This window comes from Escherichia sp. WS3063 (genome assembly GCF_046486595.1).
GTDB lineage: Bacteria > Pseudomonadota > Gammaproteobacteria > Enterobacterales > Enterobacteriaceae > Escherichia > Escherichia coli.
The window spans coordinates 229,120-241,455 of the sequence record NZ_JBJQKY010000001.1 but is presented as its reverse complement, the minus strand read 5'-3'; the positions used below and the strand labels follow the sequence as shown (position 1 = coordinate 241,455).

General features: G+C 51.7%; 12 protein-coding genes. 9 read left to right on the top strand and 3 right to left on the bottom strand.

The window, feature by feature from the left end; genetic code table 11:
- Positions 1-68: 68 nt before the first annotated feature.
- The 9 genes from rsxA to gstA all read left to right on the top strand — a co-directional run bounded on the left by rsxA (position 69) and on the right by gstA (position 9,284).
- Positions 69-650, top strand: a complete 582-nt coding sequence (gene rsxA, locus ACJHYW_RS01220) for an electron transport complex subunit RsxA (protein WP_000133193.1) — start codon at positions 69-71, stop codon at positions 648-650.
- The gene (rsxB, locus tag ACJHYW_RS01215; protein WP_000991801.1) at positions 650-1,228 is read left to right on the top strand and encodes an electron transport complex subunit RsxB; all 579 of its coding nucleotides are present in this window, start codon (positions 650-652) and stop codon (positions 1,226-1,228) included. Before rsxA ends, rsxB begins: the two co-directional genes overlap by 1 nt.
- Positions 1,221-3,443: an electron transport complex subunit RsxC gene (gene rsxC / locus ACJHYW_RS01210; protein ID WP_061092689.1), complete on the top strand. Its 2,223-nt coding sequence runs from the start codon at positions 1,221-1,223 to the stop codon at positions 3,441-3,443. Before rsxB ends, rsxC begins: the two co-directional genes overlap by 8 nt.
- A complete protein-coding gene (gene rsxD, locus ACJHYW_RS01205; RefSeq protein WP_000231903.1) occupies positions 3,444-4,502 on the top strand; it encodes an electron transport complex subunit RsxD in 1,059 nt (352 codons plus the stop codon).
- A gap of 3 nt (positions 4,503-4,505) precedes the next feature.
- Positions 4,506-5,126, top strand: a complete 621-nt coding sequence (gene rsxG, locus ACJHYW_RS01200; protein ID WP_000920799.1) for an electron transport complex subunit RsxG — start codon at positions 4,506-4,508, stop codon at positions 5,124-5,126.
- Between the two features lie 3 nt (positions 5,127-5,129).
- Complete coding sequence (gene rsxE / locus ACJHYW_RS01195) at positions 5,130-5,825, top strand: electron transport complex subunit RsxE (RefSeq protein WP_001289657.1); 696 nt, start codon at positions 5,130-5,132, stop codon at positions 5,823-5,825.
- Positions 5,825-6,460 (top strand): endonuclease III, encoded by a 636-nt coding sequence (gene nth / locus ACJHYW_RS01190; RefSeq protein WP_001030334.1) that lies wholly within the window; start codon positions 5,825-5,827, stop codon positions 6,458-6,460. The genes rsxE and nth overlap by 1 nt, the downstream gene beginning before the upstream one ends.
- 610 nt (positions 6,461-7,070) lie before the next feature.
- Complete coding sequence (gene dtpA, locus ACJHYW_RS01185; protein WP_000100932.1) at positions 7,071-8,573, top strand: dipeptide/tripeptide permease DtpA; 1,503 nt, start codon at positions 7,071-7,073, stop codon at positions 8,571-8,573.
- A 105-nt stretch (positions 8,574-8,678) separates the two neighbouring features.
- Positions 8,679-9,284, top strand: coding sequence for a glutathione transferase GstA (gene gstA / locus ACJHYW_RS01180; protein ID WP_000765749.1), 606 nt, complete (start codon positions 8,679-8,681; stop codon positions 9,282-9,284).
- A gap of 43 nt (positions 9,285-9,327) precedes the next feature.
- Here gstA and pdxY read toward each other — a convergent pair whose 3' ends face one another.
- From pdxY to pdxH, 3 genes are all read right to left on the bottom strand, one after another.
- Positions 9,328-10,188: a pyridoxal kinase PdxY gene (gene pdxY / locus ACJHYW_RS01175; protein ID WP_001302086.1), complete on the bottom strand. Its 861-nt coding sequence runs from the start codon at positions 10,186-10,188 to the stop codon at positions 9,328-9,330.
- A 61-nt stretch (positions 10,189-10,249) separates the two neighbouring features.
- Positions 10,250-11,524, bottom strand: coding sequence for a tyrosine--tRNA ligase (tyrS, locus tag ACJHYW_RS01170; protein WP_001295400.1), 1,275 nt, complete (start codon positions 11,522-11,524; stop codon positions 10,250-10,252).
- Between the two features lie 128 nt (positions 11,525-11,652).
- Positions 11,653-12,309 carry a pyridoxamine 5'-phosphate oxidase gene (pdxH, locus tag ACJHYW_RS01165; RefSeq protein WP_001282325.1) on the bottom strand — a complete coding sequence of 219 codons (657 nt, stop codon included), beginning with the start codon at positions 12,307-12,309 and terminating at the stop codon, positions 11,653-11,655.
- Between the last annotated feature and the right edge of the window lie 27 nt (positions 12,310-12,336).

Below are 12,336 nucleotides of genomic sequence, written 5' to 3'. Positions count from 1 at the left end.
CAGTTAACCTGTTGTCGCCTGCTCTGGATTAACGGATAATAGGCGGCTTTTTTATTTCAGGCCGAAAAATGACTGACTACCTGTTACTGTTTGTCGGAACTGTACTGGTCAATAACTTTGTACTGGTCAAGTTTCTCGGTCTCTGTCCGTTTATGGGGGTTTCCAAAAAGCTGGAAACCGCGATGGGCATGGGGCTGGCTACAACGTTTGTGATGACGCTGGCGTCTATTTGCGCCTGGCTTATCGATACGTGGATTTTGATCCCGCTTAATCTGATTTACCTGCGCACCCTGGCGTTTATTCTGGTGATTGCTGTGGTTGTGCAGTTCACCGAGATGGTGGTGCGCAAAACCAGCCCGGTGCTTTACCGTCTGCTGGGGATTTTTTTGCCGCTTATCACCACCAATTGTGCAGTGCTCGGCGTGGCGTTGCTGAATATCAATCTCGGGCACAATTTCTTGCAGTCAGCGCTGTACGGTTTTTCCGCCGCAGTCGGTTTCTCGCTAGTGATGGTGCTCTTCGCCGCCATCCGCGAACGCCTTGCTGTGGCTGATGTCCCGGCACCTTTTCGCGGTAACGCCATTGCGTTAATTACCGCAGGTCTTATGTCTCTGGCCTTTATGGGCTTTAGTGGTTTGGTGAAGTTGTAATGAATGCTATCTGGATTGCCGTTGCCGCCGTGAGCCTGCTGGGCCTGGCGTTTGGCGCCATTCTGGGTTATGCCTCCCGCCGTTTTGCGGTGGAAGACGATCCGGTCGTTGAGAAAATTGACGAAATCTTACCGCAGAGCCAGTGTGGTCAGTGCGGTTATCCCGGCTGTCGCCCCTACGCGGAAGCCATCAGCTGTAACGGTGAAAAAATCAACCGTTGCGCCCCAGGTGGCGAAGCTGTGATGCTAAAAATTGCCGAGTTGCTTAATGTCGAGCCGCAGCCGCTGGATGGCGAAGCGAAAGAGCTAACGCCAGCGCGGATGGTGGCGGTTATTGATGAAAATAACTGTATTGGCTGCACTAAATGTATTCAGGCGTGTCCGGTAGACGCCATCGTTGGCGCTACCCGCGCCATGCATACGGTAATGAGTGATCTCTGTACGGGCTGCAATTTATGTGTTGACCCGTGCCCGACGCACTGCATCTCGTTGCAACCGGTCGCAGAAACACCTGACTCCTGGAAATGGGATCTGAACACCATTCCCGTGCGTATCATTCCCGTGGAACACCATGCTTAAGTTATTCTCTGCATTCCGAAAAAATAAAATCTGGGATTTCAACGGCGGCATCCATCCACCGGAGATGAAAACCCAGTCCAACGGTACGCCCCTGCGCCAGGTACCACTGGCGCAGCGTTTTGTCATACCACTGAAACAACATATTGGTGCTGAAGGTGAGTTGTGCGTTAGCGTCGGCGATAAAGTACTGCGCGGCCAGCCGCTTACCCGTGGACGCGGCAAAATGCTGCCGGTTCACGCGCCCACCTCGGGTACCGTTACGGCTATTGCGCCCCACTCTACGGCTCATCCTTCAGCTTTAGCTGAATTAAGCGTGATTATTGATGCCGATGGCGAAGACTGCTGGATCCCGCGCGACGGCTGGGACGATTATCGCTCTCGCAGTCGCGAAGAGTTAATCGAGCGCATTCATCAGTTTGGTGTTGCCGGGCTGGGCGGTGCGGGATTCCCGACAGGCGTTAAATTGCAGGGTGGCGGAGATAAGATTGAAACGTTGATTATCAACGCTGCTGAGTGCGAGCCGTACATTACCGCCGATGACCGTTTGATGCAGGATTGCGCGGCTCAGGTCGTAGAGGGTATTCGCATTCTTGCGCATATTCTGCAGCCACGCGAAATTCTTATCGGCATTGAAGATAACAAACCGCAGGCGATTTCCATGCTGCGCGCGGTGCTGGCGGACTCTCACGATATTTCTCTGCGGGTGATTCCAACCAAATATCCTTCTGGCGGTGCTAAACAATTAACCTACATTCTGACCGGGAAGCAGGTTCCACATGGCGGGCGTTCATCCGATATCGGCGTATTAATGCAAAACGTCGGCACTGCTTATGCAGTGAAACGTGCCGTTATTGATGGCGAGCCGATTACCGAGCGTGTCGTAACCCTGACTGGCGAAGCAATCGCTCGCCCGGGCAACGTCTGGGCACGGCTGGGGACGCCCGTGCGTCATTTATTGAATGACGCCGGATTCTGCCCCTCTGCCGATCAAATGGTGATTATGGGCGGCCCGTTAATGGGCTTTACCTTGCCATGGCTGGATGTCCCGGTCGTAAAGATTACCAACTGTCTGTTGGCTCCCTCTGCCAATGAGCTTGGCGAACCACAGGAAGAACAAAATTGCATCCGTTGTAGTGCCTGTGCTGACGCCTGCCCTGCGGATCTTTTGCCGCAACAGTTGTACTGGTTCAGCAAAGGTCAGCAACACGATAAAGCCACCACGCATAACATTGCCGACTGCATTGAATGTGGGGCTTGCGCGTGGGTTTGCCCGAGCAATATTCCCCTGGTGCAATATTTCCGTCAGGAAAAAGCTGAAATTGCGGCTATTCGTCAGGAAGAAAAGCGCGCCGCAGAAGCCAAAGCGCGTTTCGAAGCGCGCCAGGCTCGCCTTGAGCGCGAAAAAGCGGCTCGCCTTGAACGACATAAGAGCGCAGCCGTTCAACCTGCAGCCAAAGATAAAGATGCGATTGCTGCCGCTCTGGCGCGGGTGAAAGAGAAACAGGCCCAGGCTACACAGCCTATTGTGATTAAAGCGGGCGAACGCCCGGATAACAGTGCAATTATTGCAGCACGGGAAGCCCGTAAAGCGCAAGCCAGAGCGAAACAGGCAGAACTGCAGCAAACTAACGACGCAGCAACCGTTGCTGATCCACGTAAAACTGCCGTTGAAGCCGCTATCGCCCGCGCCAAAGCGCGCAAGCTGGAACAGCAACAGGCTAATGCGGAACCAGAACAACAGGTCGATCCGCGCAAAGCCGCCGTCGAAGCCGCTATCGCCCGCGCCAAAGCGCGCAAGCTTGAGCAGCAACAGGCTAATGCGGAGCCAGAAGAAAAGGTTGACCCGCGCAAAGCCGCCGTCGAAGCCGCGATTGCCCGTGCCAAAGCACGCAAGCTGGCACAGCAACAGGCTAATGCCGAGCCAGTACAACAGGTCGATCCGCGCAAAGCTGCCGTCGAAGCGGCTATTGCCCGTGCCAAAGCGCGCAAGCTGGAACAGCAACAGGCTAACGCAGAACCAGAAGAACAGGTTGATCCGCGCAAAGCGGCCGTCGAAGCGGCTATTGCCCGCGCCAAAGCGCGCAAGCTGGAACAGCAACAGGCTAATGCGGTACCAGAAGAACAGGTTGATCCGCGCAAAGCGGCAGTTGCCGCGGCTATTGCCCGCGTTCAGGCCAAAAAAGCCGCCCAGCAAAAGGTTGTAAACGAGGACTAAATGGTATTCAGAATAGCTAGCTCCCCTTATACCCATAACCAGCGCCAGACATCGCGCATTATGCTGTTGGTGTTGCTCGCAGCCGTGCCAGGAATCGCAGCGCAACTGTGTTTTTTTGGTTGGGGTACTCTCGTTCAGATCCTGCTGGCGTCGGTCAGTGCTCTGTTAGCCGAAGCTCTCGTACTCAAACTACGCAAGCAGTCGGTAGCCGCAACGTTGAAAGATAACTCAGCATTGCTGACAGGCTTATTGCTGGCGGTAAGTATTCCCCCCCTCGCGCCATGGTGGATGGTCGTACTGGGTACGGTGTTTGCGGTGATCATCGCTAAACAGTTGTATGGCGGTCTGGGGCAAAACCCGTTTAATCCGGCAATGATTGGTTATGTGGTCTTACTGATCTCCTTCCCGGTGCAGATGACCAGCTGGTTACCGCCGCATGAAATTGCGGTCAACATCCCTGGTTTTATCGACGCCATACAGGTTATTTTCAGCGGACATACCGCCAGTGGTGGTGATATGAACACGCTACGCTTAGGTATTGATGGCATTAGTCAGGCGACACCGCTGGATACATTTAAAACCTCTGTCCGTGCCGGTCATTCGGTTGAACAGATTATGCAATATCCGATCTACAGCGGTATGCTGGCGGGCGTTGGTTGGCAATGGGTAAATCTCGCCTGGCTGGCTGGCGGCGTATGGTTGCTGTGGCAGAAAGCGATTCGCTGGCATATTCCCCTCAGCTTCTTAGTAACGCTGGCGTTATGCGCAACGTTGGGCTGGTTGTTCTCACCAGAAACACTGGCAGCACCGCAAATTCATCTGCTGTCTGGAGCGACCATGCTCGGCGCATTCTTTATTTTGACTGACCCGGTTACCGCTTCTACGACCAATCGTGGTCGTCTTATTTTCGGCGCGCTGGCGGGCTTATTAGTCTGGTTGATCCGCAGTTTCGGCGGCTATCCTGACGGCGTGGCTTTTGCCGTCCTGCTGGCGAACATCACGGTTCCTCTGATCGATTACTACACGCGTCCGCGCGTCTACGGCCATCGCAAAGGGTAAACCATGCTGAAAACTATCCGAAAACACGGCATTACGTTGGCGCTATTTGCAGCGGGTTCAACAGGGTTAACTGCGGCCATCAACCAGATGACCAAAACGACGATTGCTGAACAGGCCAGTCTGCAACAAAAGGCGTTATTTGATCAGGTGCTGCCAGCCGAACGCTATAACAATGCGCTGGCACAGAGTTGCTATCTGGTCACTGCGCCAGAGTTAGGTAAAGGTGAGCATCGGGTTTACATCGCCAAACAGGATGACAAACCGGTAGCCGCCGTTCTGGAAACAACCGCGCCAGATGGCTATTCCGGTGCGATTCAGCTGCTGGTGGGAGCCGATTTTAACGGCACGGTACTTGGCACGCGCGTGACAGAGCACCACGAAACGCCAGGGCTTGGCGATAAAATCGAACTGCGCCTTTCTGACTGGATCACCCATTTTGCGGGTAAAAAAATCAGTGGTGCGGATGATGCGCACTGGGCGGTGAAGAAAGATGGTGGTGATTTCGACCAGTTCACCGGCGCGACGATTACTCCCCGCGCGGTGGTTAATGCGGTAAAACGCGCCGGATTGTACGCTCAGACGTTACCGTCACAACTTTCTCAACTTCCTGCCTGTGGAGAATAAAGCGTGAGCGAAATTAAAGACGTTATTGTTCAGGGGTTGTGGAAAAACAACTCTGCGCTGGTCCAGCTGCTCGGCCTCTGTCCGCTATTGGCGGTCACGTCCACTGCCACTAACGCTCTGGGTTTAGGACTTGCGACTACGCTGGTACTGACGCTGACCAACTTGACCATTTCGACGCTGCGTCACTGGACGCCAGCCGAGATCCGCATTCCCATTTACGTGATGATCATCGCCTCGGTGGTCAGCGCTGTACAGATGCTGATCAACGCCTACGCCTTTGGCCTGTATCAATCATTAGGGATTTTTATTCCGCTGATTGTCACTAACTGTATCGTTGTGGGCCGCGCTGAAGCCTTCGCCGCCAAAAAAGGTCCGGCGCTTTCGGCACTGGACGGCTTTTCAATTGGTATGGGCGCAACCTGCGCCATGTTCGTGCTGGGTTCACTGCGCGAAATAATCGGCAATGGCACGTTGTTTGACGGTGCAGATGCGCTGTTAGGTAGCTGGGCAAAAGTATTACGCGTGGAGATTTTCCACACCGACTCCCCTTTCCTGCTGGCGATGCTGCCACCAGGTGCATTTATTGGCCTGGGACTGATGCTGGCAGGGAAATACCTGATTGATGAAAGAATGAAAAAGCGCCGTACTGAAGCAGCTGCCGAACGTGCATTGCCAAACGGTGAAACAGGGAATGTCTGATGAACAAAGCAAAACGCCTGGAGATCCTCACTCGCCTGCGTGAGAACAATCCTCATCCCACCACCGAGCTTAATTTCAGTTCGCCTTTTGAATTGCTGATTGCCGTACTGCTTTCCGCTCAGGCGACCGATGTCAGTGTTAATAAGGCGACGGCGAAACTCTACCCGGTGGCGAATACGCCTGCAGCGATGCTTGAACTGGGCGTTGAAGGGGTGAAATCCTATATCAAAACGATTGGGCTTTATAACAGCAAAGCAGAAAATATCATCAAAACCTGCCGTATCTTACTGGAACAACATAATGGCGAGGTTCCGGAAGATCGTGCTGCGCTTGAAGCCCTGCCCGGCGTAGGTCGTAAAACAGCCAACGTCGTATTAAACACTGCATTCGGCTGGCCGACTATTGCTGTCGACACGCACATTTTCCGCGTTTGTAATCGTACTCAATTTGCGCCGGGGAAAAACGTCGAACAGGTAGAAGAAAAGCTACTGAAAGTGGTTCCGGCAGAGTTTAAAGTCGACTGCCACCATTGGTTGATCCTGCACGGGCGTTATACCTGTATTGCCCGCAAGCCTCGCTGTGGCTCTTGTATTATTGAAGATCTTTGTGAATACAAAGAGAAAGTTGACATCTGAAGAAAAGGGGTAACACCGATTACCCCATTGATAACCTTTCTTTATCCTCTTTTAAAACATCTTTTTAACGTCAATGATGCCATTGCTTAGCGTTATCATCAGGTAATCCGTTTGCGGATAACCAAAAATGCAGGTTAATTGTTTTTTTAATAGCGAAATTTTCTATTCATTCGTGATCAAGATCACGATGCTGTGGCAATGTAAAAACATTGCAAGAACTAGGTTAAAATCATTTAAATTTACACACGCAACAAATATTGACCTACAAAACATTACACTGGCTATTTTTCAGAAACTGGACTATCTCACTAGGAAAAACGCTAAATAGCAGAACATATCGCCGTTAAGCCATCATCCCCCTCTCAGGGTAGTGAAAAAATCTGCCGTTACGTTTTTTGAAAAATTTAACGCTGGATAACATTTCCCGGAATGGTTGAATTCCCCGCCTCAGTTATATGTAACAGATTATTACAAAGGACTTGTCTGAAAGTGCAAGATAGTGAACATTACCTGCCGTTTCCCCTCCCACTATAACAATTGCGCGTATGTTTTTTAGGCATAACGCGAGAAAGCACCCCCGTTAATATGGGATGTAAAAAAAGAGGTAAAAGTGTCCACTGCAAACCAAAAACCAACTGAAAGCGTCAGTTTGAACGCTTTCAAACAACCGAAGGCGTTCTATCTCATCTTCTCGATTGAGTTATGGGAACGTTTTGGTTATTACGGCCTACAAGGAATTATGGCTGTTTACCTGGTTAAACAACTGGGTATGTCTGAAGCGGATTCAATCACCCTTTTCTCTTCCTTTAGTGCCCTGGTTTATGGTCTGGTCGCTATCGGCGGCTGGTTAGGTGACAAGGTACTGGGTACTAAACGCGTAATTATGCTTGGCGCTATTGTGCTGGCGATTGGTTATGCTCTGGTGGCCTGGTCTGGTCACGACGCCGGTATCGTTTATATGGGTATGGCGGCTATTGCGGTCGGTAACGGCCTGTTTAAAGCTAACCCGTCTTCTCTGCTTTCTACATGCTATGAGAAAAACGACCCGCGTCTGGACGGTGCATTCACCATGTACTACATGTCCGTCAACATCGGCTCTTTCTTCTCTATGATCGCCACCCCGTGGCTGGCCGCGAAATACGGCTGGAGTGTTGCGTTTGCGTTGAGCGTTGTAGGCCTGCTGATCACTATCGTTAACTTCGCCTTCTGCCAACGCTGGGTTAAACAGTACGGTTCAAAACCAGACTTCGAGCCTATCAACTACCGTAACCTGCTGCTGACCATTATTGGTGTTGTGGCACTGATCGCTATCGCCACCTGGCTGCTGCACAATCAGGAAGTTGCGCGTATGGCGCTGGGCGTTGTTGCCTTTGGTATCGTGGTTATCTTCGGTAAAGAAGCCTTCGCGATGAAAGGTGCTGCGCGTCGTAAAATGATCGTTGCCTTCATCCTGATGCTCGAAGCCATTATCTTCTTCGTGCTGTACAGCCAGATGCCAACGTCACTGAACTTCTTTGCGATTCGTAACGTTGAGCACTCCATTCTGGGTCTGGCCGTAGAACCTGAGCAGTATCAGGCACTGAACCCGTTCTGGATCATCATTGGTAGCCCGATTCTGGCCGCTATCTATAACAAGATGGGCGATACCCTGCCGATGCCAACTAAGTTTGCAATCGGTATGGTGATGTGTTCTGGTGCGTTCCTGATTCTGCCGCTGGGTGCAAAATTCGCGTCTGACGCAGGTATCGTGTCTGTAAGCTGGCTGGTCGCAAGCTATGGCCTGCAGAGTATCGGGGAACTTATGATCTCTGGTCTGGGTCTGGCAATGGTTGCACAACTCGTTCCGCAGCGTCTGATGGGCTTCATTATGGGTAGCTGGTTCCTGACCACTGCCGGTGCAAACCTGATTGGTGGTTATGTTGCGGGTATGATGGCTGTGCCGGATAACGTTACCGATCCACTGATGTCACTGGAAGTCTATGGTCGCGTATTCTTGCAGATTGGTGTCGCTACTGCCGTTATTGCAGTACTGATGCTGCTGACTGCGCCGAAACTGCACCGCATGACGCAGGATGACGCTGCAGACAAAGCGGCGAAAGCTGCTGTAGCGTAAAATTCAGGGAAACTCTTTTACAAGCCGCTAACTTTTCGTTAGCGGCTTTTTTTTTGTTCAGCAACGCACTACCATACTTTAAACCACAGACAAAAGGAGTTACCGATGAAATTGTTCTACAAACCGGGCGCCTGCTCTCTCGCTTCCCATATCACCCTGCGTGAGAGCGGAAAGGATTTTACGCTCGTCAGTGTGGATTTAATGAAAAAACGTCTCGAAAACGGTGACGATTACTTTGCCGTTAACCCTAAGGGACAGGTGCCTGCATTGCTGCTGGACGATGGTACTTTGCTGACGGAAGGCGTAGCGATTATGCAGTATCTTGCCGACAGCGTCCCCGACCGCCAGTTGCTGGCACCGGTAAACAGTATTTCCCGCTATAAAACCATCGAATGGCTGAATTACATCGCCACCGAGCTGCATAAAGGCTTCACACCTCTGTTTCGCCCTGATACACCGGAAGAGTACAAACCAACAGTTCGCGCGCAGCTGGAGAAGAAGCTGCAATATGTGAACGAGGCACTGAAGGATGAGCACTGGATCTGCGGGCAACGATTTACAATTGCTGATGCCTATCTGTTTACGGTTCTGCGCTGGGCATACGCGGTGAAACTGAATCTGGAAGGGTTAGAGCACATTGCGGCATTTATGCAACGTATGGCTGAACGTCCGGAAGTACAAGACGCGCTGTCAGCGGAAGGCTTAAAGTAATAGCCATCGGCCCACAGGTCGTTGTGGGCCGAAATGAGATATTTCAGAGCTTTGTTGCGCTGAAATAATGTTCTGGTTTGGCAATACGATCCTGAGCAGCAACCACTTGCAACTCATATTCCTGCATTGCTTTGGTGGTCACCATGATTTCGTATACTGCAGCGGTCACATGTTCCAGGGCCTCCTGCAGCGTTGCCCCCTGAAGCAGTTTCACCAGCAGTAAACCGCTCGTCACATCACCAACACCTACCGGCTGGCGCATACCAAAATCCACCAGCGGACGGCTGATATGCCAGGCTTCATCGGCGGTAACCAGCAGCATTTCAAAACGGTCACGGCTGTAGCCAGCCCGCGCCAGGTGTTTAACCAACACAATTTGTGGCCCTTGCGCAATGAGTTCACGCGCTGCCAGAACCGCTTCTTCGACGTTATTTACCGGATGCTCACAGAGTATCTCCAGCTCAACCAGATTCGGCGCAATGATATCGCTGGCAGGCAAACCGTGACGCACATGAAACTCTGCGACACCCGGTGCAACGATACAGCCTTTTTCCGGATGACCCATTACCGGATCGCAAAAATATTTCGCCTGCGGATTCGCGGCTTTCACCTGACGGACGATACCGAGGATATGTTCACCCTGCTCCGCCGATCCCAGATAGCCACTTAATACGGCATCACAGGTGTGTAATTTATCAATGGCGGCAATGCCTTGCACTATTTCGGTTAAATGGCTGGGCGGCATCACGCAGCCGGTCCATTTGCCGTATTGGGTGTGATTAGAAAATTGAACGGTGTTCAGCGGCCAGACGTTCGCGCCCAGGCGGCGCATCGGAAACTCTGCCGCACTGTTACCCGCATGACCATAAACAACGTGAGACTGGATAGCGAGAATATTTTTCATCATGTTCCCTGTATAAAAACCAGGGGGAGTGATTTCTCACTCCCCCTTTCCACTTAATGCATTATTTCCAGCAAATCAGACAGTAATTCTTTTTGCCGCGACGCAATAAGGTAAAACGACCAAACAGACGATCTTCTTCTTTAAAGAAGTATTCAGGATCGGACTGTTTTTCACCGTTAATGGTGATGGCATTGGAGGCGATAGTTTTACGCGCCTGACCACGGGAAGGTTGCAGTTCAGAATCGACCAGCGCCTGCATCAGGTCTGCGCCCTTTTCCATCTCAACCATCGGTACGCCGTCCTGCGCCAGCTGTTCGAAGTCCGCTTCACTCAGCGCACTCAAGGAACCGCTGAACAGGCATTCGGTAATACGTTTTGCCGCCTGTAAACCTTCTTCACCGTGAACCAGACGTGTCACCTGCTCCGCCAGTACATACTGGGCGCGCGGTGCTTTACCGCTGTTTTTATCTTCTTCTTCCAGGGCGTTGATCTCTTCAATGCTCATAAAGGTGAAGAACTTCAGGAAGCGGTAAACGTCGGCATCCGCAGTGTTGATCCAGAACTGGTAGAATTTGTACGGGCTGGTTTTCTTCGGATCCAACCAGACTGCGCCGCCTTCAGTTTTACCAAATTTGGTGCCGTCTGCTTTGGTGATCAGCGGAACGGTCAGGCCAAACACCTGATTCTGATGCAGACGACGGGTCAGGTCGATACCAGAAGTGATATTACCCCACTGGTCAGAACCACCAATTTGCAGCACAACACCGTACTGTTTGTTCAGACAGGCGAAGTCATAACCCTGCAACAGGTTGTAGGAAAACTCAGTGAACGAAATCCCCTGATCTTCACGGTTGAGACGCTGCTTAACCGCTTCTTTGTTGATCATCTGGTTAACGGAGAAGTGTTTGCCAATATCGCGCAGGAAGGTCAGCACATTCATATTGCCGAACCAGTCATAGTTGTTCGCCGCGATAGCAGAGTTTTCTCCACAGTCGAAATCGAGGAACGGGGCAACCTGCTTGCGGATTTTGTCCACCCATTCCTGAACAGTTTCTTCGGTGTTCAGCTTACGCTCAGCAGCTTTGAAGCTCGGGTCGCCAATCAGACCCGTCGCGCCGCCTACCAGCGCAACCGGCTTGTGGCCCGCCTGCTGGAAGCGTTTCAGGCATAACAATGGAACAAGATGCCCCAAATGCAAGCTGTCAGCGGTAGGATCGAAGCCGCAATAGAGCGCGATTGGGCCTTGCGCCAGTCGCTCTGCTAACGCTTCCTCGTCAGTCACCTGGGCTACCAGCCCCCGCTCTTGCAATTGTTTAATCAAGTTACTGCTTGCCATCAAAATCTCCATGTATATAACGACTGCACCTTTGCCGGTACACGACTTTTCGCCAGATGCGAAAGAGACATAGAATAAAGTGCCAGAATCAGGAGTACCAGCGATTAAAGCAAGATTTTTTCATCTTTTCAGGGGGCAAGACGATCAATCTTCCACGCATCATTTTCACGCTGGTACAAAAAGCGGTCATGCAGGCGATGCTCACCGCCCTGCCAGAACTCAATCTGTTCAAGGCTGACGCGAAAACCGCCCCAAAAACTCGGCAATGGCACTTCGCCCTGTTGAAACTTCTGCTTCAGCTCCAGGAATTTACTTTCAAGGATACCGCGGGCAGAAATGCGACTGGACTGCTTCGAAACCCATGCACCAATCTGGCTATCACGGGGGCGACTATGAAAATATTTCATCACTTCGAGAGTCGAAAGTCGTTCCGCTTTACCGATCACCATCACCTGGCGCTCAAGGGTATGCCACGGGAACAGCAGGCTAACGCGCGGATTATTTTCGATTTGATGTGCTTTACGGCTGCCGAGGTTGGTGTAAAACACCATGCCTTTTTCGTCGTAATGTTTGAGTAAAACGATGCGCTGATAAGGCTGACCATGTTCATCCACGGTAGCGACCACCATCGCGGTAGGGTCCGCCAGTTTGGCGTCACAAGCCTGAGAGAGCCAGCGTTCAAAAAGGGTTAATGGCTCGGCAGGAAGATCGCGGCGGCGTAACCCGCCTTTGGTGTATTCACGGCGCAGATGCGCGATTTGCTGCAATTCGTCGTTATCAGACATGGTTTTCTTTACGGATTGTCAGTGGGT